Here is a 21,462-nt window from a genome sequence, read left to right on the forward strand (position 1 = left end):
CGGCTCTCAGGGCTCGTAATCGAAGTTGGGCGACTGGTCGAAGAACGCGTATGGGTTCTCGAAGACGACCGTGCGGACCGCCTCGCGGTCCCAGCCGCGGTCGAGCATCTTGTCGCGGGCCTTCGGCACCGCCAGCGGGTCCGAAGGGTCCCAGTCGGCCGCGCTGTTGAGTATCATCCTGTCGGTGCCGTACTCCTCGAGCAGGTCGATGGCCTTCTCGTCCGCAATTTTGCCCGGATAGAGGGTGAATCCGATCCAGCAGTCGGTCTGCAGACTGGTGTCGATCGTGTTCTCGGTGTTGTGGTCGATGATGATCCGTTCCTCGGTGACGTCTTCTTCTTGGATCATCTCGACGAGCCGCTCGGTCCCATCCGGCTTGTTCTCGTGGGGCGTGTGGACGATGACGGGGAGTTCGCGTTCCTCGGCCATCCGGAGCTGCTTGCGGAACGCGTACTCCTCGGCGTCCGTCCCCTGATCGAGCCCGATCTCGCCGACGCCGACCACGTTCTCGCGGTCGAGGAACTCGGGGAGCCGTTTCATCACTTCCTCGGCCATCTCGGGGTAGTTCGCCTCCTTGGGTTCGAGCCCGAGGGTGACGTAGTGGTCCATCCCGGCCGCGCGCTCGGCGCGCTCGGTCTCGAAGTCGGTGATGTGCTCGAAGTAGTCGAAGAACGAGCCCGCGTGACGTTTGTCCGTCCCGCTCCAGAATGCCGGTTCGATGCAGCACTCGATTCCCGCCCGCCGGGCTCGGCGGTAGTCTTCGCTTGACCGTGATACCATATGCATGTGGGGGTCGATCACGCGCATCGATTCAGCAATCAGGTAGTTCTCACTTCGTTATGAGTCTCCTACTATCGGCTTCAAAAGCTGAAAACCGCGGTTAAACGGTCAAATAAGCCCTCTCAGACCCGTTTGACCGAGTGTCGCCCTCCCAGCGGTACCTGTCACGTTCAGGCGTGTCATAACAATGTCGCTAGTTCGACACGGAGTACCTACGCCAATGACAAGCACAGGTGTTTGGCTGATCGGCGCGCGCGGAAACGTCGCGACCACCGCGATAGCAGGCGCGCGCGCACTGGCCCGCGGCGAAACGGACACGACTGGCCTGGTGACGGCCCGGGAGCCGTACTCGCGACTGGCGCTCCCCGACGTCGGAGAGTTCGTCTTCGGCGGCCACGACATCAGAGAGCAGAGCCTCTTGGAGTCGGCGCGAGATCTCTCCGAGAACGGCGTCCCATCTCCGGAAATCGTCGACACAGTGGCCGAGGACCTCCGCCACATCGACAGACGGATCGAGACGGGAACGGCGCTGAACTGCGGGGCGGCCGTCGACGACCTCGCCAGCCAGGGCTCGCTGGACGAACGGCTTCCGGTGGGCGAGGTCGTCGACCGCATCCGAGACGACTACCGGGCGTTCCGTCGGGAGCACGACCTCGATCGTGTGGTGGTAGTGAACGTCGCCTCGACCGAACCGCCGCTGGAGGAGCCGGACCGATACGACACGCTCGATGCGTTCGAGCGGGCGATCGCCGGAAACGACCGCGACCTCCCCGCGAGCGCACTCTACGCGTACGCCGCGATCGTCGACGGACACCCCTACGTCAACTTCACGCCGAGCACTGGCTCGGCACTCGGCGGCCTCCGGGAACTCGCCAACGATCGGGACGTTCCGCACACGGGACGGGACGCCAAGACGGGTGAGACTCTCGTGAAGTCGGCACTCGCGCCGATGTTCGGCGGGCGGAACCTCCACGTGCGGTCCTGGGAGGGCCACAACGTCCTCGGCAACGACGACGGTCAGGTCCTCGAAGACGAGGCCAACAAGGCCGGAAAATTAGCGAGCAAGGGTGGCGTGCTCGACTCCATCCTGCCCGATATCGAGCACAACCGGGTCCGAATCGACTACACACCGTCGCTGGGGGACTGGAAGACCGCCTGGGACTACGTCCACTTCGAGGGCTTCCTGAACACCGAAATGAAGATGCAGTTCACCTGGGAGGGCTCGGACTCGGCACTCGCCGCTCCGCTCGTGCTCGACCTCGTTCGCTTGCTCGCCCACGCCGACGAGCGCGGCGAAGGGGGGCTCCAGCGACATCTCGCGTCGTTCTTCAAGGCCCCGATCGGCGTCGACGAACACGACCTCTCGCGACAGTTCGCGCTGCTCGACGCGTACGTCGACCGCCACTCGATGGAGGCGGCTGTCGAATGACCGTCTCCGACGGGCCGGCCGCGGACCGGCGCGTCGTCGTCCTCGACGTCGTCGGTCTCCAGTCTGACCACCTCGGCAGTGGCCACGCGCCGAATCTGACCGGGTTGCTCGATGAGGAGCACACGGCCGACCTCCGGCCTCCGTTTCCCGCAGTCACGGTCCCGGCCCAGACGACGCTCGCGACCGGACGCTCGCCGGCGGCCCACGGCGACGTGGCGAACGGCGAGTACGACCGCGACGCGGACGCGGTGGCCTTCTGGGAGCGCGACCGAGGTGATCGCACTCGGATTTGGGAAGCCGCCGCCGACGCCGGTCTCACCACCGGCGCGCTGTTCTTCCAGCACCTCGTCGGGACGAACGCCGACGTGTCGGTAACGCCGTCGCCGATCGAAGACGAGGACAACAACATACTCGAGATGAACTGCTGGACCAATCCTGACGGCTTGTACGACGATCTGGAGGCCGAATACGGCCACTTCCCGCTCCACAACTACTGGGGGCCGGCCGCGAACGAGCGAAGCAGCGAGTGGATCCTGACCGCCGCGCGCGAGGCGATCGAACGGTTCGACCCCGACCTACTCTGGGTGTACGTCCCGCACCTCGACTACGACGCGCAGCGGCACGGTCCCGACGCGCCCGAGACCGACGCGGCGCTCGAAACTGTCGACGAACTCCTCGGTTCGTTTCTGTCGTTCCTCCGTGCGGACGAGCGCTGGCAGGAGACAGTCGTGAACGTCGTCAGCGAGTACGGGTTCCACTCGGTCGATACGCCGGTGTTCCCCAACCGCGCGCTTCGACAAGCGGGGCTACTTTCGGTGACCGACGACGGCCACGGCGGCGAGGAGGTCGATCTCTCACGCTCGGCAGCCTTCGCGATGGTCGACCACCAAGTCGCGCACGTGTACGCCGACGCTGACGTGGTCGCCGCCGCCCGCGAGACGCTCGAAGCGCTCGACGGCGTGGCCGAGGTGCTGGACGATGACGGAACGGCGGCGCGGGGTATCGACCATCCGAACGCGGGCGACCTCGTGTTAGTCGCCGAACCGGACGCCTGGTTCCAGTATTACTGGTGGGACGCCAACGAGGCGGCCCCATCGTACGCCACGGATATGGACATCCACGCCAAGCCCGGCTTCGACCCCTGCGAGCTCTTCGTCGGCGATGCTGGACTGGCCTCGCTCGACCCGACACAGATCGGCGGCTCACACGGCTGCGTCGACGAGGAGACGCGAGGAGTGTACGGGATCGGCGGCCCTGCCGCTCCGGAGACGTTGTCACCCGACGGACCGGTCGACGCGCGGGCCGTGGCGCCGACGATCGCGACGCTTCTCGGGGTCGAAGAGCGGCTGGAGATGGACTTCGAGGCGGCATCGCTGCTGTCTGGCGTCCGGTCGACTTCGGACTGACGCGTAGCGAGCGGAAGCCCGGGAGGATATCGAAGCGCCCCCTCCTGCAGAGAGTGACCAGAAAACCCGCACTGATTCGGATCCCGGCCGAGTGCGCCCCCGTCTGTCAGCGTTGAGGCGGCACCTACGTCACGTCTCCGTCTATCGCCGCGGGTCACACCGATAGACGGCGTAAACGTGGACTGATGCAGCGGCTGTCCGCGATTCGGCGCGCGTGGAGCATCGAAGCGGCAGTGTATCTAACCGTCCTTGCACCTGTGGTCGGCGCAGCGGCGATCGCCCTCTGAAAAGGGATGCTGAACGATTCGAAAGCAGAGTTAGAGACGCATCTCCCAGGGACCGCTGAGCGCTACTGGATCGCCTGTCAGAACGAGTCTACAGATTGACCGCAGAGCCTGCTGTCAGAGACGGTAGGTGGTCAGTGCGTTTTGAGACGTTGATCAATCTGATACGTCACTGTCATCCACCAGAGACGATACGACGAGTCGCTTGGTTCCACGCCGAAGAAGACCGCTGGCGGCGGGTTGTGAGATGTCCAGATCAGCGGCGACCTCGCTGAGCGTTGCGTTCCGTGGTTCTTCGAAATACCCTGTCTCCAATGCAACGAGCAGTGCTTCTCGTTGGCTATCGGTCAATCCCGCGTCTTTGGTGCCCAAACTATCGTATTCGTTCACGCGCAGTAAGTCGATGTCGATGTCGTGCTGTTGTGCATAGTTCCAGAGATGGGTCAGGTTCGTTCGTTCGGGCACCCATATCGTGAATATCCAAGCCTGTCCCTCGTTCTCCATTTCGAGTGTGACACCATTCGCGGTCGAAATAACTGACGAGAGGATTTTCGCTTCGTCCGTGTACTCGAAGCTATAGATTGCTTCACCGTCTCTGGTTTCGATGACGCGCTCGAATTCGCCGACGGTGTTGTCCCTCCGCAATCCTTCCTCAAATCGCGAGAAGTCCGAGGACTCGATACGGTAGAAGAACTTCCCCGATGTGGGGTCAGTGCCCGCCTCAGATACTGATTTGACTTTCGCGCTTCGCTCGTGGTTGACTGTCTCTGTGAGCACTATGTCAGGGTGCTCGACTCTGACGACCGCTTTAATATCCGTCATTGATATCGGCCACTGTTCTGTAGGTGCGTATTTGTTGTATGGTTCTGCAATCAATGAGTTTTGAGATATCCGACGAAGATGTACACTGCGATGTTTGCTATCGGAGTCGTAGTTGTGGGCGTGTGGTGTGTTAAGTGAGTCGGTTAGTCAAGGTGGATTGACACGATGAATACTGTCTCGAGTGCCTACGCCTCGTACACGGTAGTCAGAATATGAATCCCACTCAGAACTCGATCCAGTCTACCTGGACCGGGTGGTTCACCGCATTCGTTCGCAGCTACGCCGGCGTTTCGACGCCGTGGCTGAACAGCTTCGCCCAGATACGCTCAATCCGACCGGCGACGGACGTCGAGGGAGATCCGGCGGGGAGATAGAAGTTTGGTTCGGTCTCTCTGCCTCGATCGTCAGTAGGGTTTCTCTGCGTCATACAATTGAACGAAGGGCCCGTAACCGCATTGTTCTGTAGCTTAACGGTATAACCGATTTATACCGGGGGTAGAAGGGTTGTGTCCTGACGGGTGGCCGACGAATCGGCTGCTCTGGACATATGAAAGGACGACGCACGCTAAGACAAACAGTAAACTCGACGGGTAACAGATTACGTCATAGAAAACAGCTATGGGACCGCTGAGCCAGCGCACTATTCGCTACCGAAGCCATCCGCTCTGTCGATGTCGTCGTCATCATTCCAAATCCTCGAATCTCTCGCGTCTGTTTTCGAGCCGCTGCAGTTCGTCGCTGAAATCGTAGTGCTGTCTGATCGTCTCCGGCGTCGCGTCCACCCGCTCTGAGACGTCCTCCGGCGAGATTCCGCACTCTCGCATATTCGAAATCGCGCCAGTTCGGACCTTGTGCGGTGACTTCACCGACGGACAGCCACTCTCGTGGCCGTGCTCTCGGTACTCGCACGTCTCCGGGTCCTTATCGTGCGGACACGGCCCGACCAGACACGGCTGCGTCAGCCGGTACATCCAGCGTCTGACACACGTGTTCGTCGGCCGCCCGTGCGTCGACGTCAGCAACGGTCGCCGGCCGTTCTCGTCGATCTGCTCGGTCCGCTTCTTGTCGATGTAATCCTGCAGGACGCGCACCTCGTCGTCCGTCAGCGAGACGATGCGCTCACTCTTCGATTTATTCTTCAGGGGCGTGCCCGACTCCGGCCGGTGGATCATATACAGGTGCGGCCCGATCTCCTCGGGCACGTTCTCGGTACGCTCGCCGATCATCCGGAGCCGCTCTTTGTCGATCTCGCCGTCGAACGAACAGTCCTCGACGTCGATCGCCCGCAGATCACCCAACCGGAACGCGAACCGCCACATCAGCAGCATCGTGACGTGCCGTCGGCCCGCGTACTCGAAGCGCTCCAGATACTCCAGGATCTCTCGCGCTCGCTCCGGCGGCAGTTTCTCCACGTTCGTCTGGTCGTCGGCCGAAGCGGTCGGCTTCAGCAGCTGCACCCGATCCGGCATCGCCGGCTCGGTCGCCTCGATCGCGACGAGGAACTCGAAGAACTTCTTCAGCGTCCCGAACTCGTTGTTCAGCGTCGTCCGGTTACACGTCTGCTGGCGGTACGCGAGGTACTCCTGCAGATCGCGGCCGCCGACCACGTTGAGGTTCAGGATGTCTTCGTGTTCGAGCCAGCGCACGAACCGCATCAGCCGGTCGTGATACGTCCGCAGCGTCTGCTCTGTCGAGTCCGACTGCCGCCGCTCGATGAATCGCTCGACAGCGTCCCGCGGCGTGATCGGACTCAGATCGCGACTGCCCGAGCGCGACTCAGCCATCGTCGCGTCCTCCCAGCCCGCGACCGTCGGTTACCCCCGTAACGTCGGCCGCGAACTCGTGTAGGTGGAACTGCGCGACGTCGTGGTAGGCGTCGTCGGCGCGAGTGCGGACGCTACTCCAGCGTTCGCCCATCAGTCCGCACCTCCGGTCACGTCGCCGCTGTCGGCGTCCATCAGCCGGCCGGCGAGCCCACCTTGCGGGCGCGGCCCGCGCTTCGACTCTCGACGAATCGGCTCGTCGAACTCCGAATCACAATCGGAGCAGCGCCAGCGGCCGTCGCCGTCGTCGAGCTTCGAGACGGCCTTCTCGGGACTGCGTCGGAAGATGTTCGCCGACGAGTCGCAGTTCGGACAGGCGAGCACCTCAGTCACTGGCGGACACCCCCGCTGCCGCAGATTCGGCCTCTCGTCGGAGTCGCCGCGTGAGATAGCGGAACAGCTCCAGACCGAGCACGATCACCACGGCGATCACGAAGAGCCCGCCGAGGGCCATCCCCGCGAATCCGGACCACGAAGACGACGCGAGCACGGCTACGATCGCGCCGTAGCCGGCCAGGTGCGCGAGCACGTCGTCGTCAGTCATCCGCCGACACCTCCGCGGTCGGCGTCGCCTCAGTCGTCAGCTCACTGTCGGTCGCAGACAGCGCGTTGAGGACGTTTTGCTTCGCGTAGTCGTCTGGGTCGTAGTCTTCGAGAACGTCCAGCAGCGCCAACTGCGGGCGGTCGCTGGCCGCGTGTTCGCTGAGATCGTCGAGGATCGCACAGACTGCGTTCGCGACGTCGTCCTCGCTCGCGATCCGCGAGCTGTGGCGCTTCGCCAGCGGGACCACCGCGGCCTGCCACGCCTCGATCGAGCCGCTGAGTCGGAGGTCCCACTCGCTCTCGTCTTCGGGCTCGTACTCGGCTTCCGCGTCGCTCAGCGTCTCGGTGACGAAGCGCGCGACGTTCGCGTGGGCGAGCTGTGCGCCGCCGCTGCGGCAGACGGTCGCGTGTTCGTCGAGCCAGTCGGCGTCGACGTCCAGCGTGGCTTCGAGATCGACCGTGACGGTCGTCTCGATCGCGACGCCGTCGCGTTCCGTCTCGGTGGTCGTCAGCGCGGGGCCGGACGCGCGGAGCGTGAGCGCGTCGTCGGTCATTCGGCACCTCCGCGGTCTTCGAGATTCGTCTCGACGCGCTGGGCGACGCGATCGCGGATGTTCTCCTCGACGTGCTCGCTCAGGTAGACGCCGTGTTCGTGGGATATCTGTTCGATGACCTCCGCCGCGACCGCGTGCGGCGTCACCTCGCCGCGTCGCATCTCGACGAGCTCTTCGTCGACGTAGAACTCGTCGAGGGTGTCGTAGAGGGCCTGGTAGATGGCCGTGTGGACGCCGCGCGTCACGTCGCTTCCGTTGGCGTGAAAGTACGCGTGAAAGCCGGCGTCGCCATCCAAGATGGCCTCCAGGTCACCGTTCTCCGCGTCGAACTGCTGGACGGACGCCTGGAAGGTGTCGTACCACGTGTCGTAGGCGAAGTCGGTCTGCTCGCCGCCGTCGGCGACGAGTCGGTGCTCGCTCTCGTCGAGGGCGACACCGCACGGTCGGCACACTGGCTTTCCGGTGTGCGCGTCGACGCCGATCGCTCGGTTCGTGCAAAAGGCGCAGTCGCCGCTGTTATTTGGAGTCGGTGCGTCTGTCGTCGCGCGGGCTTGAATGCCCGCAGATGGTCTTTTGACCATGGTTCTGTGTTCTGGCACAGAACCCGCCGCGGCCGGGTGCTACTACACCGCGGCCGCGACCTATACTGAGTCTCACTAGCCGAGGGTATCTCGCTCGGGCTCCGTGACCACGGATTTATGCCGCCATTGCATAAATGTAATGGTAGCACTGATAGTTTTTGGTGGGAACTTTATGCGATTCACCTATGGTACGAAGTTACAGAAATGCAACATCGTTGCGTATGAAGCGTAAGAGTGCAGATTGGATGTCGGTCTGGGATGACCGGATTCTTGAGCTTCTGCGGGAAGAAGGCCCAAATTCCCCTACGCCAATTTCTAAGCACAAGTACATTCACGTGACTGCTTCGCAGGTCTCTCGACGACTGCGACGGCTCGCTGAATACGGACTTGTCGAACCGTACCCGAACGGCGTCTATGGGATTACGACAGACGGTGAGCTCTATCTCGACGGAGAACTTGACGCCTCAACGATCGGTGAGGAAGACGACAATAAAGAGAACGGAGACGCTCACGCGGAGGCGTAGATGCTCAAATCGTCGCCCTGGATGCTCCTCCTCGATGATCGCATCTTAGAACACCTCGATGAAGGCCCGGAGCTGACGGCCTGGGAGGTCGCTGTCGATCTTGATGGACGAGCAGCGTTGGTTCGACAACGCTGCGAAATCTTAGCGGAGGCCGGCTTCCTACATCGGCGTCGCCGCGACGGTCTTGATGATCGCTACTCGATCACGACTGACGGGCATCTCTATCTGGAAGGCGAACTGGATGCGAATCTCCGACGGCCGATTCCAGCTCCGCGGCCGCCGCACGCTGTTCGGCCTGGGTGGTGGGCCGGGTTTGGGTAAGGTCCCTTTTAACCTCGCGTATATGATAGACCAATTAACTTTTATAATCGAGAAAATGAATATCGGAGTGTGAGCGCCACTGAACGGACGGTCTATACTGGAGCAATATTCTTTCTACGCTTATGTGTAGCAGATTGTTGATTTCAGAGAGTCGCTTTGACAGCGTGTTTGAGTGCTTCTCGACCGGGTTTTCTGAAGAGTTCGCTGCGTAGCTGAAAGGCGCGAAGATACTGAGTCAACTTGTCCTTCGAGATGCCTCGATGCGGCGAGAGCCACCGTCGCGCCAGCGACGCGTGGCTCTCGCAGGTGTTGACGTGAACGTCTCCATCCGCGTACTCGCCGTCACCGTGGACGACGTATTCGCGGGTGAATTTGTCGTCGTCCTCAAGTGGATCGTATGCCCGAAATCCGTCGGTGTAGACAGTCAGCGACTCCTCCTCGTGGTTGGCGAGGAGGAGTCGCACTGTCGATTCGTCAGCGGATTTCGCTGGGACAACGTATCGCTGTCGCGTTCCACGGTCAACGATGGTGAAGACCGGTGGTTTGTCTCCCTCGTAGGAACCTCGTCCGCGCGTGGACAGGCCACGCGAGCGCGACGGTTGGTCGCGCTAGCGGCCTTTCAACCCTGCAGAGACGTACACTTCGTCGATTTCGACCGGTCCAACGAGATCGAGTTGAGGCGCGTCCAGCGCTCTGGTAAAGCGCTCGACGCGGCGGTGCATCGTCTTGTAGGTCACACCAATCTCTCGCTGAAGTTGGCGAACACTCGTGTTGAACCGCAAGAACGCGTAGATCGAGAACAACCACTTGCGGAGCGCAACCTTCGAGTGAGCGAAAATTGTGCCCGTCTTATCGTTGAACGTGCGGTCGCAATTCTTACAGAGATAGCGTTGAAACGCCCCATAGCTGCCGTTCTTGACCGTTCGGTCAGAACGGCAGCGGGGGCATTCAACGCCGTCACGCCAGCGCACCTGTTCCAGCAGGTCCGCTGCGAGCGATTCCGAGCCAAACACATCCAGCGGAATCATTCGTGTCGGACACCGCTAGCGCGGTGTCCTTGCCCTCTTTGATTTCAGAGCGGCAGCTGAACTCTATCAACAATCTCCTACAGAAGAGCGCATCCGAAAGTCAATATCTCTGCTTTCCTCTCCTGTGACCAGTAGATTATTGTCAGCGTGATTTCTGTTCCAGCGTGTGACTGATTTCGCGTTATCGCGGCCACTCGATATCGGCGAAGGCCTGACGCAGTCGGAGGTCGAGGACGTTTTCCAGACGAATTTCGGCTACCAATTTAAGGGTATAACGCTCCGGGCACCCGACGCTGGCCGGTATCTCATTCTCCTCGCGAACGAAGGCGAGATCTACGACGACGACCTCGGCCAGGGTGACGACTTCACCTACCTGGGTGAGGGCGTCCGCGAGAAGGGCAATCAGAAGGAGACCGCGGCAAATACGGCGCTAATCGACGCGATCCAGGATCCGATCCCGATCTACCTATTCACGAGCCAGGAAGGAATAGACGAGTACGAATACAGGGGACTCGTCGAAGTCCAAGATTACAGCTACGTCAGCGACGGCGAGCGGATGGTCTATCAATTCGAGATCCAACGCCTCGGCATCAGCAGCTGGGAGGCGTACCAGGAGGCTGAAGAAGAGCTCGAGGAGCGCACCGAAACTACACCGGAACTAACCGAAGACACGACAGAGTACACGACGCAGGAGCCGAAGGTGCGTTCCTCGGTGTTCGCACGAAAGGTGAAGCAAAACTACGACTACACGTGTGCTGCCTGTGGTGCTAGACGCTTTTCACCCGAGGGACAGCCCGAGGTAGAGGCGGCGCACATCTACCCGAAGTCCGAAGACGGGGCCGACGATCCGCGCAACGGCATCGCTCTGTGTAAACTCCACCACTGGGCGTTCGACTGTGGTTGGTTCAGCGTCGACGACGATCTCCAGATTGTCGTGAAAGAGGGTGTTGACCAAACCATCCCAGACGAAATCGCTGATCTCTCACAAGATGGGTTGCGAGTGCCGTCAGCAAACAAAATACAGCCTCATCCTCTCTTTTTAGAGGAGCATCGGAAGCGTCACGGATTCGAGTGAGTTCAGGCCTCGACAGATTCTGGCTCAGTTCTAACTATCGAGAGGAATATATGACAGATTTTGCTATTTCGATGGTGGAGCTCCTGGGAAACAAATGTATCGCGAAGGATTCAGGCGTCGAGTATCACAGGTGTGCCCTCTGAGAAGGATCATTTGAAATCGATCTGAGCATAGTGAAAGTCGAACCAACGGGCCGCTGTCGTGACGTAGTAACTTGGGTCCCTTGGAAGACATCTGTGAGATTGCCCAGGGTTGTCGCGAGGCTGTACTGAAAGTGGCCGTTAGCCCTCGGCATCGTACCGCGTTCCGGAGAACGCCCGGAACGAGTGAGGCATAGATCCGCTCACGAGTGTTCTTTGCACAAGCGAATCACCCGTCAGAACGAGTGTGCGTTCCTCGCGCAGTGATCCCGAAGTGGCAGCCGGGATCCGAGTCACGAACGCCGCCGGACAACCGTGCCGAGTTGGCTTTTCGGAAGCCACTCGTCGGAGAGGCTGAGTAGCTCATCACGGTCCTCAAACTTCCGCTCGTACTCTCGAAGCCGCTCCACCAGCCGCCCGTGACGGTCGGTACCGTCTTCTGTGTGTCTGATCCCTCTTTCGAGCGAGTGTATTCTATGTGCGCGTTCCATCAGGGGCCGAGCCGCTGCCGACGATTCGAACAGAACCGCCTCTTCAGTCTGATTAGAGATGTATCCAACGAACATCGTGGGCGGAGTTCTGTTCGTGGATTCGACCTTCTTCTCGGCCAGCCATTCCGGCAGTTGAATAAGCAGTTCCTCGGAGTCGAGAAGCCCTAACAACTGCCACAATTTCTGGGTCCGCTGCTCGTCGAGAAGTCCCCGTCTTCTGGCTTCGTCGAGCGAGACATCGTAGTCGGCGAGGGTCCCTGAATGGTACTCACGGGCGAACTCGTCGTACTCGGCGTATTCGGTAATCAGGTCAGCCACTCCATCATACGAGGGGCCGCACACCCATTACTCCCCCCGTCCATCCGATCACTAACCTCGAACGTCCTGTATCGAGCGTAGAGACGTCACTCGGTCACCTCGTAGACACCTGTGAAATGGCCAGAGTTGCCGCGAGCGACTCAGAGTTCGCTTTCGTCCATCTCGATGGGATGGCCGTAGTCTTCCCAGTTATTCGTGGACCAACCGCATTCAGAACAGGACGTCTTCCCCGAGATTTTGGCATCGCACGCCATACATCGCCACGTGCCTCCAATCATAACGACGGTGCCGCCCTCTTTTGCCGAGCATTGACTGTCGTTGTGGGTTGTTGGTGAGATCACACGTCCGCAATTTCCGCATTCTACGTGTTTGACGATCATCGTCGGATATGGTATGTAGATGGAATGTAAATTTTGTTTCTTTGACGGTGCACTCGATACCACGATCTCGATCTCCTCTGGGGTCAGCCCGTACAGCTCGTAGACGATCTCGTCGAACAGGCCATCAGTCCGCTTGGTCTAAGTAATAGAGTTGAACGCTCGATAGTGATCGAGACGAGTCTTAGAGTGCGGACTCTACTAAGAGGGAGCCGAGGATAACGAGTGCAGGGCCGCCAAAATACTGAGTTAATTTGACCAGCCCGGGAGTCGGCTCAGAATTTCTGGCCCCACTATTTCTCCAGCGTGCAACCTTCTCGGGCCAGACAAGCATTATAACTCCAAATATGAGGGCAAATACGCCAACGACAACGTACTGTAGTCTCACATCCGAGACTGCACTTGGAAGCGCTGTGAAGCTACCGTTCTGAGGGAGTCATACCACACCTACACCGGAATCGCTCGGTACAGACAAAGGCTTTAGCAATCAACTGTGTGTCAGTACGTGATGAAGCGACGGTCCGTACTCGTCTCGGTTGCTGGGTTAGTCACTTTATCGGGATGTTCACTCTCTCGTACTGAAAGTGGGAATATTCAGATCGCAAATCAAACTGGCCAGGAGGTGTGGAAGAAAATAACCATCCAGAGCGAAGGTGGATTATTTTCGGAGTCAGAGACTGTCTACGAGACGAGAACACGGACACCACCAACAGAGGGCTATCGGTCGACGCTCACCGATGTCGCTCCTCCGGGGACATACGAAGTACAGGTTGCGTTTGAATCAAGAGAGACGGACCAAGAGAGCGGTGTCCATACGACTCAGTGGTCGCCTACGGGCGAAGAGAGCGAGTCACTAATCATTAATTTAGCCCCCGACTTCAACGTCGAATTTCTCACTCAATAACGAAGTGGAGTCGGTCAGTTCGCAATCAGGTTCTCACGGCTGATCTGGCTGTGAGATCGTGAAATAAACACCGTGGCAACCCTTCTATGAGACACCAGATCTATACAGTCATCCACTAACAGTTACGAGTATGAGGGTCCTGGTCTGTAACGACCTTCACCTCAAACCCGCAGCGAGTGACTACGACATCGACGCAATGGAGATCCCAGATGACATCGACGCCGTATTCATCGCCGGTGACCTCACACATCGAGACGGAGCCGATGACATCGCACTCGCACGCCGGTTCATCGATCAATTCGATATTGATGTCTTGTACGTACCCGGGAACCACGATCATACTCCAATGCCTGTACGCGTTGCTGAGGGATTTGAGCACGTGACCAACGGTCACAATATGACCCGTGACTATGGGTCGTGTTCAGTCGTCGGCTGGGGATGTGAGTCCCGATCGCTTGATGATGCGCTCGATCAAGCAGCGTTTCCTACGCTTGACCCTCGGACCGCTCCACGTGGAGAGCGACGGTATCGGGCGGATCAAACCGCGGATGCCATCGAAAACGCACTCCATAGTCTCGTCACTGACCAAGTGACCACATCTGATGCCGCTGATGAACTCGGTATCGCCGACGAGAACATTCCGACGTTCCATCAGAGCGTTCACCGCATTCAGGAGACGTATGATCACCTTTCCGATCTTGTTGGCGACAGGTCGAACGTTGTCATCGTCTCTCATCTGTCCCCATTCAACACGTCTTTCGATCGACACCACTCGACAGGAACGCGTGAAGAGGATCGTGAGGCGTTTCACACCGGCTCTATTGCTCTAAAACTCATCATAAAGACTCACGACGTCTACGCAACAGTTAGTGGGCACTCTCACGCCTTTGGGTACGAGACAGGAGATAGCGAGACTGGTGCTCCTCATATACTTAATCTCGGCTACCGTGGACTCGGTGTCGTTGATATCTGTCCCACTACCAACGAGTTCAGCTTCGTTGAGGTGAACACGAGCTGATCCAGCTATCCCTGACCAGCAGTCCGATCACGGGAATAGATCAACCACCCGCCCTACTTCGCTCACGTTGAACGGTGCGCTTGTGGAAGTGGGGGCTTGTCCGTGAACTCAGCCTCGAACCTATCCCGGTAGGTAAAACCGCTACTCGGCGTCACTACGATAAGGGGCGCTTGGATTGTAGTGATCACGTCCCGCTCGTAGCTACTTTAAATCCAAATTACATACAACATAGGGTGTCATAGAAGGGATCTCACGCCTGGATAGGATTCGCCAAGGAAGACGACTTACCTATCGTTCAGTGCAGGTTATGTGCTGATTGTTACCTGGCCGTCGTTGTCGATGCCGATTGTGGTTGCAGAATCGTCGCTCGGGAACGTGTACGTCTTCACGGTCGTATTCCCGTCGACGGTCACCGCAACCTGGTACTCGCCGTTCTCCGTGAAAGCGTCCAGTTGTGTGTCTGATTCAGCATCGAGCGTACGGCCTGCCGAATACACCAGCTCTTCGCCACTGGTGATTTCCACCACAACCCCGTGACTGGTCTCATCTTGATTGACCAGTTGCATTCTATCTGTCGGGCTACTGCTGTTCTGGAACGCACTACAACCCGCCGTCAGGACTAACGCGCCGACTAACAGGCTGAGCGCAAGTTTTCTCGTTGGAGGGCTCACAGCCCAACATCGCAAACGGGACGGAAAAAATTTGTCAAGAAACCGTCGTTAGGTTTGCAGGCAGACTCTCACGGCTGATTCAGTTGTAGACTCGTGAAATAAACCGCCGTGATGAGCCTTCTATGACGCCCTCTGATGACGAAGTGGATACCCAGCCCCCGCGAACGGATCACTCCGGTCAATGTGCAGAGCCTGAATATCGGCGTACGATTTTTATTATCGTTGATCCTCTCGCTGACTGCGGGCTTTGCCCGCTACCTAACCCACTACCGAGTCTCCGTCACACCGCGGGCAGTCCCCATTTCCCGCGGTGTTTCCGCTCACAAACGCCCACCTGTCGGGGCGCTGCCGATCTCTCCCGTCTCCATATCTCTCCACTCCAAGGAACAGCGGACGGCGTGGAGTTAGACCACTTGGCGGTCGCGATCGCACGCCGGACAGACGTGCGGCAGTTCCGCAAACAGATGCGTCGCCGCGACCGCACACACGCAACTGACGAGCACTCGCTCGTCAAGACCGGTCACCGGCTCGACCAGCACTACTCCCCAACGGTCGGCCTCACAATCTCAATTTCTTCGTCAGTCACTCCGTACCGCTCGTAGAGATCTCGTCAATAAGGTCGTCGATCCACTCTCTTTTTCATCGTGTATCGAACGTAGAGAAGTCGAATTCCGCTTGGGAAACCTCGATAGATATCTGCGAGATGACCTACGCTTCCGCGTGGTGACCGTCAATTCTACCAGTTCGAAGAACTACTTCGGCAGGCGACCGTTACTTTGGTTTTGAATATTGAGCGTAGAATTTCTTCCCGCACTTCTGGCACGCGTTTTTAGTTCTCCGGCTCTTTTTTAGACGTTTATAATTGTTTGCTGTCTGAACCTTTTGGATTGAAGTTCCCGCCTGTACGGTTGCAGGTGTCTGTTTCCCACAGTACGGACAAACAACATTTTCTACAGCCACATCGATACTTGTGAATTCGTGTATATTTATCCTTGTGTTGCTGTAAGTTTGAAAGAGTGCCGTAGAAGACTTGGCACGGTATTTATTTCACGATTATGCGGCCGAATCAGCCGTGAGAATTTGGTTGCGAATCGAACGATATACCGAGAAGCTGTTATGTGTACTATTCGCGCTGCCAAATGTAGACGACAAGTGCGAGGATGCCACCGAAAAACGTCAGGTACGTAAGACCACCGACGACCACGGCCCATAGCGCTGCGTTATCCTCGCCGCGTCGCTCAGCATCATTGTACACCCAGTATGCCATTGCAAAAGGGATTATCAGAAAAATCAAACCGAGTATGATGAGTTCCGGTCCGCCGGGGACACCGAATTGGAGGGGAATCATACACATAATATCGGAGAGATATTTGAAAAGTGTTTATGTCACATTTCTGGATGGGCGTCCGTAGGAATCTCAGTCTGTGTTGCGCGATTCCTGGTAGGTGTGCGAAGACTTCTATGACGCCCTCGTAAGTTTGAATCAAAATTTCCCGGAGATTATTGAAAGACTTACTCGGTCAGTATTCAGAGCCAGAATATCAGCGGACAGCGTGGAGTTAGACCACTCGGCGGTCGCGATCGCACGCCGGACAGACGTGCGGAACCTTTCTTGGACTCAGTAGGACGACAGCCACCCGAAGATCACAGACCGACTTCCGACGCTGTCGCTTCAACAGCACCGAACGCCGAGTTGTTCGCCGGCGCGATCCCGATATCGGCGAGGGACCGCTCGATCAACGGCTTCACGCGCTCGACGTCACACATCCGGATCGTGTCATCCAGCCGCGCGCGGGCGGCCGCTTCTGCGAAGCGCTGCATCGCGTCGAGCTTCCGCGCCGTCACGGGAAGCGGCGGCCCGTCGTACTCGCTATCCCCCATCGCGTCCTGATAGCGCTCCGGGAGCGACGTCTTCAGATCGGCGAACCACTGGGCCATCTCGTCCTCGACGTCGCCTCTCGGGACCGGTCGATACTCCTGAGCGTGCGCGATGTAGGCGGCCAACTGGTCGCTGTCGTACTCGCCTTCGACGAAGACGCGCTCCTCGTCGGTCAGCTCTTCACCGCGAGCCAGCTTCCCGGCGGCCTTCCGGGCGCTGATCATCTGTTCGGCGACGCGGACGATGAGCTCGCGCTGCTCGCGGGCCTGCATCCGCAGGATCAGATCGAACCGCGACAGCAGCGGCGACTGAAAGCCGACCTGCTCGGCGAACTCCTTGGTCGGGTCGAAGTGCCCACCGGTCGGGTTCCCGGCCGCCAGCAGCGCCGTCTCCGCCGGGAGCGTGGCGTGCTTCCCGGCCTTGTTGACGTGGACCTCCTGCGATTCGAGCGCCGTGTGCAGCGCGTCCAGATCGGAGTTGTCGCCCTTGTCGAGTTCGTCGACGACCGCGAGCCCGCCGTGCGCCCGCACCAGCGTCCCCGCTGAGATCGACCACTGGCCGTCGCTGAAGTCGTCCTTCTCGATCGCTGCAGTGAGCCCTGCGGCCGACGAGCCCGTCCCGTCAGTGAACGCCCCGCGCGGCGCGACCTCGTAGGCGGCTCGCGCCAGCACGGTCTTCCCGACGCCAGGATCACCGAGCAGGAAGACGTGCGGTTCACCACGATGATGGGCGCCGTCGTCAGTCGTCCGCGTCCAGCCGCCGATCAACTGCAGCACGAGCGCTTCGATCACTTGCTGGTCGCGATCGCCTGCGGCCTCGAAGTTCGGCGCGAACGCCTCGCACAGCACCGAGACCGGATCGTCGGCAGCGCCGATCTCCTCGACGGCCTGCTGGTGCCGCTCGTCCTGGTAGTCGGCGATCGTCGGCTCGTCGGGCACGACCTCGTTGCCGATGACGCATTCGTCGAAGACGACTTCCCCGGTGAACAGCGGTCGGTGTCGCCCGATCACGGTGACGCGTCCACCGGACTCGACGCGGTCGGTTCCGGTGAGGTCGTCCGCGAGGTGGACGTCGATGTTCTCCGTGTCGCCCCGCGCGTCTTCGGGCGGCTGCTGCAGGCGGATCTTCTGGTAGTCCTCGAACTCCGACTCACTCCGCTTGTGGAAGAAGTACGCACTCGGGTCGCCGCAGCCCTGACAGCCCTGCGGCTCGCGAATCGACCCGAACGGCGGCTGTGGAATCCGTGCCCGGGTTCCGCAGCGCTGGCACTCGAATACAGCCTCCTCGACACGCGGCTTCACTTCGGTCCGTTTCGTGATCTGCCCTTCCAGCGCGAACAAGCGCTCGGCCTGTTTCGAGGGCGAGTAGCCGCCGACAGTGAACGTCGCACTCTCCGGGAGGTTCTCGAAGGCGACGTGGGCCTGCCCGAGCGGGCGCTCGCGTTCCGTGACCGTTGGAACGACGTCGTTGAGCGCGTCCGTGAAAGTCTCCCGCAGCGACTCGGGACGTGCGATCACGTCGGAGGCGAGCCCGCGGACGTCGTCGAGGTCACACTCGACGTCGCTTCCGAGGGCGTCGATCTCCCAGCGAGCGAGCCGCTGCCAGTCCAGCGTCAGCCGGCGCGTCTCTGGATACTCGTCGACGAGCGCGCGGATGTCGTCGGCGAACGCCTCTCGAAGTGCCACCTGGCACTGCTGTTGTCGACTCATAGCGACTCACGCTCCTCGTCAGCGGCTGTCTGGTCTCCGTCACGAGCAGCGAGCCACGCATCGATCCGCTGGCGCAGTTGCTCTCGTCCGCGCCGGGCGTCAGCACGAAGCCGGAACCAGAGCGTCTGGAGTTGTTCCTCTCGCTCCTCCAGAAGCCCGGACTGGTGACCCTCGTACAGCGCTTCGAGGATGACGAGAGCTGCTGTGAGCCCTACGAACGGGTGGATCGAGAGCCCGAGCGCGACTGGCACGCCCACGATTCCGAGCGCCTCCAAGACGGGCCGGAGTGCGTCACGCTCGTACAGCGCCATCCCGGTGCCGGTCGCGATCGCGCCGACGACACCGACAGCGATGACTCGGATCACGGCAGCAGCCCCCGCAGCATCTCGACGTCGACGTTCGTGGCCAGGTCGCTGCCGTGCTCGTACAGCATCTGCGTGTCGTTGAGGATCTGGGTGATGTTGAGGCGGCCCCAGCCAGCGGCGAGGACGATGGCCAACAGCACGGCGAAGACCATCAGGTAGCCGATGGCGTTCCGTAGCACCGACCCGACAGAAAGCAGTTTGCGGCCGTACAGCGCGACAGCTAACAGGAGCGCGACCACACCGATCTGCCCGCCGATTCCGAGGTACTGCAGCGTCCGGGTCAGCAGGTCACCGAGCAGGAGCGCAAGCACTACTGCTCGCCCCCGTTATCACCGTCGTCGCTGCTGCCGCCACCTCCACTTCGGAACGAGAAGGTGTTGACCGTCTCGGGCGTCGAGGCTTCCGTCCGCCGGACGAAGATGAACCAGATAGCCAGGATCGAGGTCCCGAGGATCGCCAGGAGGGCGATCGGGAGTTGCCCGACGAACTGCTGGAGCAGCCCTGGCGAGAGGAGTTCGACAGCGCCGATAGAGACCAGCCCGCCGATGAGTAGGAACAGCCGGTTCGAGTAGATCCCGAGCTTCTGGAGCCCCCACAGCGTCGCGACGAGGAGGCCGATCACCGACCCGAGCGTGATGGCCCGACCCGGCACCAGTCCCAGCTGGCCGGCGAAGAGGAACCCGCCGACCGCCAGGAGCACGGCCGCGTACGTGTTCGCCAGCACGCGCATCAGCGCCTTGTTCAGGAGTTTCAGGAGCCCGAGCCCGAGGCGACCACCGCGACGGGTGATCCACGCCAGCAGCCGGCCACTCCCGGTGAGAACGCTCACGAGCAGGCCACCGCTCCCGCGCAGGAGTCGGCTGACGAGCCCACCTGACGACGAGGAGCTACTCGAACCAGTCGGCCGCGATCGCGGATCCTCTGCCGGTGCTGTGGGCGGTTCACTACTACCGAAGACACGGCGCGAGACAACGACGACCGCGCCGCCACCGAGCAGGAGGACCCCAGCGATCGGGAGCCAACTCGGAACCGACAGCGCTGGCGCCTGGACCGAACCAACTGCGCTGCTGGCTTGATCCCAGACGCCTGCCCCGCCACCGTCGTCGGTGGAGGAACTCGTCTCGGCGAAGATCGACAGCAGTTCGTCGGAGTCGTCGTCCTCGAAGATCGCGGGCGAGTTCGCGACGTCGGAGTCTCGCACGACACCCTGCGTGATCGAGTTCAGGATGTACTCGACGCCCGACGTCGTACGGTAGTATTTGTAGGTCACCGGATCACCGGCTCCCATCGGTCCGGGGTCGATATCCAACTCGGGATCCGAGCCGGCCTTCTCGACGGTGATCTTCACGTCGCCCTTCTCGGGCATCGCCATCGTCTGGATGTAGTTGACGCGGAAGTGATCGCCCTGCTTGGAGTTCGGAAGATAGAGCTTCTGATCGCCGTCTGCTTCGATGATCGCGTAGTCCGTGGTGGGGTAGTCACTCGACGTCGCGTGGTGGATGCGCTCGCCGTTCGCGGTCGGGCCGACGTTCACGTGGAAGCCGGGCGATCGCGAGTCGATCCGGAGCTGCGTGTCGAGTTCGTCGCCGGGTGCGGTGGCTTCGGTCACGGTGACCGCGCCGTTCGCGACGTCGATCCGGCGACCGGTCGCTCGGACGTCGACGGTGGAGCCACTCGGGATGTCGCCCCCGTAGGCGTCACTCAGGTAGACGTCCAGTATCGTCCCGTCGAGGCGGTAGTTCTGTGCGCTCACTGACTGCCACGTTCCGCCGTCGATGCGGTACTCCAGGGAGGCGACCTCGACGATCCGCTCGGAGGCGAAGGGGATCGTGACCTGGGCGTTCGCGGTCGCATCCGCGTACGTATGGGAGACGTTGTAGGTCTCCTCGAACGCAGTCGTCTGGTAGCTCACCTCGATCTGATCGGCGGCGTCGTGTGAGAGTTCGATGTCGGCCTGCATCGACGGCGCGTCTGCGGAGAGCGAGCCATCGGCGAGCGAGACGTTCAGTTGGTTCGATCCCTCGCGAAGCTGACTCTTCGGGATCGTGGTCTGAACGGTCTCGCCGTTGGCCAGCGTGCCGGAGTGGAGTTGCGTGGAGTTGCCGTTAAGTTCGATAGCGGGGTTTTGTGTTTCCGTCTGTTCGGTGAACTGAACTGTCGCGTCGACAGATCCCCCTGTTAGCGTCGCCGACGCGGTATGAGATCCCACCGAGATGTTTGACAGTGATCGCGTTGCTGACTCGCCAGCCACCAATATCCCCGAGTACGACGCTGTCGAGCCGTCTACCGATAGACTCGGGTCTTCGGTAGCTGTCCGCTCTTTCATCCGTAACACGTAGTCGATACTTCCCCAGTCATCCCCGAGGAAGTCGATTGTAGCCGACGACGGAGAAAGCGAAACCTCTCGCGTTTTGGTTTCG

21 protein-coding genes and 1 pseudogene are annotated in these 21,462 nt (G+C 60.3%); 6 read left to right on the forward strand and 16 right to left on the reverse strand.

Annotation, left to right across the window (positions count from 1 at the left end; all coding sequences use genetic code 11):
• Positions 1 to 6 precede the first annotated feature (6 nt).
• Complete coding sequence (locus RBH22_RS17030) at positions 7 to 786, reverse strand: TatD family hydrolase (protein ID WP_256545459.1); 780 nt, start codon at positions 784 to 786, stop codon at positions 7 to 9.
• Positions 787 to 1,000: 214 nt separating this feature from the next.
• On the opposite strand from RBH22_RS17030, the gene RBH22_RS17035 reads away from it, so the two are divergent.
• The gene (locus RBH22_RS17035) at positions 1,001 to 2,209 is read left to right on the forward strand and encodes an inositol-3-phosphate synthase (RefSeq protein ID WP_256545458.1); all 1,209 of its coding nucleotides are present in this window, start codon (positions 1,001 to 1,003) and stop codon (positions 2,207 to 2,209) included.
• A complete protein-coding gene (locus tag RBH22_RS17040) occupies positions 2,206 to 3,615 on the forward strand; it encodes a nucleotide pyrophosphatase/phosphodiesterase family protein (RefSeq protein WP_306678484.1) in 1,410 nt (469 codons plus the stop codon). Before RBH22_RS17035 ends, RBH22_RS17040 begins: the two co-directional genes overlap by 4 nt.
• Before the next feature lie 440 nt (positions 3,616 to 4,055).
• Here the strand turns inward: RBH22_RS17040 and RBH22_RS17045 are convergent, their stop codons facing one another.
• From RBH22_RS17045 to RBH22_RS17075, 7 genes are all read right to left on the reverse strand, one after another.
• Positions 4,056 to 4,721, reverse strand: a complete 666-nt coding sequence (locus tag RBH22_RS17045) for a helix-turn-helix domain-containing protein (protein ID WP_306678486.1) — start codon at positions 4,719 to 4,721, stop codon at positions 4,056 to 4,058.
• A 683-nt stretch (positions 4,722 to 5,404) separates the two neighbouring features.
• On the reverse strand, positions 5,405 to 6,505 hold the full coding sequence (locus RBH22_RS17050) for a site-specific integrase (protein ID WP_306678488.1): 1,101 nt from the start codon (positions 6,503 to 6,505) through the stop codon (positions 5,405 to 5,407).
• On the reverse strand, positions 6,498 to 6,638 hold the full coding sequence (locus RBH22_RS17055) for a hypothetical protein (protein ID WP_306678490.1): 141 nt from the start codon (positions 6,636 to 6,638) through the stop codon (positions 6,498 to 6,500). The genes RBH22_RS17050 and RBH22_RS17055 overlap by 8 nt, the downstream gene beginning before the upstream one ends.
• On the reverse strand, positions 6,638 to 6,877 hold the full coding sequence (locus tag RBH22_RS17060; RefSeq protein WP_306678492.1) for a hypothetical protein: 240 nt from the start codon (positions 6,875 to 6,877) through the stop codon (positions 6,638 to 6,640). Before RBH22_RS17060 ends, RBH22_RS17055 begins: the two co-directional genes overlap by 1 nt.
• Positions 6,870 to 7,088 (reverse strand): hypothetical protein, encoded by a 219-nt coding sequence (locus tag RBH22_RS17065; protein ID WP_306678494.1) that lies wholly within the window; start codon positions 7,086 to 7,088, stop codon positions 6,870 to 6,872. The genes RBH22_RS17060 and RBH22_RS17065 overlap by 8 nt, the downstream gene beginning before the upstream one ends.
• Positions 7,081 to 7,641: a hypothetical protein gene (locus tag RBH22_RS17070; protein WP_306678496.1), complete on the reverse strand. Its 561-nt coding sequence runs from the start codon at positions 7,639 to 7,641 to the stop codon at positions 7,081 to 7,083. The genes RBH22_RS17065 and RBH22_RS17070 overlap by 8 nt, the downstream gene beginning before the upstream one ends.
• Positions 7,638 to 8,222, reverse strand: coding sequence for a hypothetical protein (locus tag RBH22_RS17075; RefSeq protein WP_306678498.1), 585 nt, complete (start codon positions 8,220 to 8,222; stop codon positions 7,638 to 7,640). The genes RBH22_RS17070 and RBH22_RS17075 overlap by 4 nt, the downstream gene beginning before the upstream one ends.
• A gap of 185 nt (positions 8,223 to 8,407) precedes the next feature.
• Between RBH22_RS17075 and RBH22_RS17080 the strand changes: the two genes are divergently transcribed.
• Positions 8,408 to 8,746 carry an ArsR family transcriptional regulator gene (locus RBH22_RS17080; RefSeq protein ID WP_306678501.1) on the forward strand — a complete coding sequence of 113 codons (339 nt, stop codon included), beginning with the start codon at positions 8,408 to 8,410 and terminating at the stop codon, positions 8,744 to 8,746.
• Positions 8,747 to 9,067 carry a winged helix-turn-helix domain-containing protein gene (locus RBH22_RS17085; protein ID WP_256545444.1) on the forward strand — a complete coding sequence of 107 codons (321 nt, stop codon included), beginning with the start codon at positions 8,747 to 8,749 and terminating at the stop codon, positions 9,065 to 9,067.
• A gap of 143 nt (positions 9,068 to 9,210) precedes the next feature.
• On the opposite strand, the pseudogene RBH22_RS17090 reads toward RBH22_RS17085, so the two are convergent.
• Positions 9,211 to 10,095 (reverse strand): annotated as a pseudogene (locus tag RBH22_RS17090) (IS1595 family transposase).
• A gap of 166 nt (positions 10,096 to 10,261) precedes the next feature.
• On the opposite strand from RBH22_RS17090, the gene RBH22_RS17095 reads away from it, so the two are divergent.
• Positions 10,262 to 11,170 (forward strand): HNH endonuclease, encoded by a 909-nt coding sequence (locus tag RBH22_RS17095; RefSeq protein ID WP_306678503.1) that lies wholly within the window; start codon positions 10,262 to 10,264, stop codon positions 11,168 to 11,170.
• A gap of 433 nt (positions 11,171 to 11,603) precedes the next feature.
• Here the strand turns inward: RBH22_RS17095 and RBH22_RS17100 are convergent, their stop codons facing one another.
• Positions 11,604 to 12,143: a hypothetical protein gene (locus RBH22_RS17100; protein WP_306678505.1), complete on the reverse strand. Its 540-nt coding sequence runs from the start codon at positions 12,141 to 12,143 to the stop codon at positions 11,604 to 11,606.
• Between the two features lie 1,387 nt (positions 12,144 to 13,530).
• On the opposite strand from RBH22_RS17100, the gene RBH22_RS17105 reads away from it, so the two are divergent.
• Positions 13,531 to 14,418, forward strand: coding sequence for a metallophosphoesterase (locus RBH22_RS17105; protein WP_306678507.1), 888 nt, complete (start codon positions 13,531 to 13,533; stop codon positions 14,416 to 14,418).
• Positions 14,419 to 14,723: 305 nt separating this feature from the next.
• On the opposite strand, the gene RBH22_RS17110 is transcribed toward RBH22_RS17105, so the two are convergent.
• The 6 genes from RBH22_RS17110 to RBH22_RS17135 all read right to left on the reverse strand — a co-directional run bounded on the left by RBH22_RS17110 (position 14,724) and on the right by RBH22_RS17135 (position 21,251).
• Positions 14,724 to 15,089: a hypothetical protein gene (locus RBH22_RS17110; protein ID WP_306678509.1), complete on the reverse strand. Its 366-nt coding sequence runs from the start codon at positions 15,087 to 15,089 to the stop codon at positions 14,724 to 14,726.
• Positions 15,090 to 16,212: 1,123 nt separating this feature from the next.
• Positions 16,213 to 16,437, reverse strand: a complete 225-nt coding sequence (locus tag RBH22_RS17115) for a hypothetical protein (protein ID WP_256545420.1) — start codon at positions 16,435 to 16,437, stop codon at positions 16,213 to 16,215.
• Between the two features lie 296 nt (positions 16,438 to 16,733).
• Positions 16,734 to 18,677, reverse strand: a complete 1,944-nt coding sequence (locus RBH22_RS17120) for an ATP-binding protein (protein ID WP_256289950.1) — start codon at positions 18,675 to 18,677, stop codon at positions 16,734 to 16,736.
• On the reverse strand, positions 18,674 to 19,042 hold the full coding sequence (locus tag RBH22_RS17125; protein ID WP_256289949.1) for a hypothetical protein: 369 nt from the start codon (positions 19,040 to 19,042) through the stop codon (positions 18,674 to 18,676). The genes RBH22_RS17120 and RBH22_RS17125 overlap by 4 nt, the downstream gene beginning before the upstream one ends.
• On the reverse strand, positions 19,039 to 19,353 hold the full coding sequence (locus tag RBH22_RS17130) for a hypothetical protein (protein WP_306678512.1): 315 nt from the start codon (positions 19,351 to 19,353) through the stop codon (positions 19,039 to 19,041). The genes RBH22_RS17125 and RBH22_RS17130 overlap by 4 nt, the downstream gene beginning before the upstream one ends.
• A complete protein-coding gene (locus RBH22_RS17135) occupies positions 19,353 to 21,251 on the reverse strand; it encodes a hypothetical protein (protein WP_306678514.1) in 1,899 nt (632 codons plus the stop codon). Before RBH22_RS17135 ends, RBH22_RS17130 begins: the two co-directional genes overlap by 1 nt.
• Positions 21,252 to 21,462: the final 211 nt, after the last annotated feature.

It is taken from the genome of Halobellus sp. H-GB7, assembly GCF_030848585.1.
GTDB classification, from domain to species: domain Archaea; phylum Halobacteriota; class Halobacteria; order Halobacteriales; family Haloferacaceae; genus Haloquadratum; species Haloquadratum inordinatus.

Coding starts and splice junctions, on each gene's coding strand:
- RBH22_RS17085 (WP_256545444.1), top strand. CDS start 8,747: ATGCTCAAATCGTCGCCCTGGATGCTCCTCCTCGATGATCGCATCTTA.
- RBH22_RS17030 (WP_256545459.1), bottom strand. CDS start 786: ATGCATATGGTATCACGGTCAAGCGAAGACTACCGCCGAGCCCGGCGG.
- RBH22_RS17045 (WP_306678486.1), bottom strand. CDS start 4,721: ATGACGGATATTAAAGCGGTCGTCAGAGTCGAGCACCCTGACATAGTG.
- RBH22_RS17075 (WP_306678498.1), bottom strand. CDS start 8,222: ATGGTCAAAAGACCATCTGCGGGCATTCAAGCCCGCGCGACGACAGAC.
- RBH22_RS17120 (WP_256289950.1), bottom strand. CDS start 18,677: ATGAGTCGACAACAGCAGTGCCAGGTGGCACTTCGAGAGGCGTTCGCC.
- RBH22_RS17065 (WP_306678494.1), bottom strand. CDS start 7,088: ATGACTGACGACGACGTGCTCGCGCACCTGGCCGGCTACGGCGCGATC.
- RBH22_RS17115 (WP_256545420.1), bottom strand. CDS start 16,437: ATGATTCCCCTCCAATTCGGTGTCCCCGGCGGACCGGAACTCATCATA.
- RBH22_RS17040 (WP_306678484.1), top strand. CDS start 2,206: ATGACCGTCTCCGACGGGCCGGCCGCGGACCGGCGCGTCGTCGTCCTC.
- RBH22_RS17050 (WP_306678488.1), bottom strand. CDS start 6,505: ATGGCTGAGTCGCGCTCGGGCAGTCGCGATCTGAGTCCGATCACGCCG.
- RBH22_RS17105 (WP_306678507.1), top strand. CDS start 13,531: ATGAGGGTCCTGGTCTGTAACGACCTTCACCTCAAACCCGCAGCGAGT.
- RBH22_RS17035 (WP_256545458.1), top strand. CDS start 1,001: ATGACAAGCACAGGTGTTTGGCTGATCGGCGCGCGCGGAAACGTCGCG.
- RBH22_RS17080 (WP_306678501.1), top strand. CDS start 8,408: ATGGTACGAAGTTACAGAAATGCAACATCGTTGCGTATGAAGCGTAAG.
- RBH22_RS17070 (WP_306678496.1), bottom strand. CDS start 7,641: ATGACCGACGACGCGCTCACGCTCCGCGCGTCCGGCCCCGCGCTGACG.
- RBH22_RS17055 (WP_306678490.1), bottom strand. CDS start 6,638: ATGGGCGAACGCTGGAGTAGCGTCCGCACTCGCGCCGACGACGCCTAC.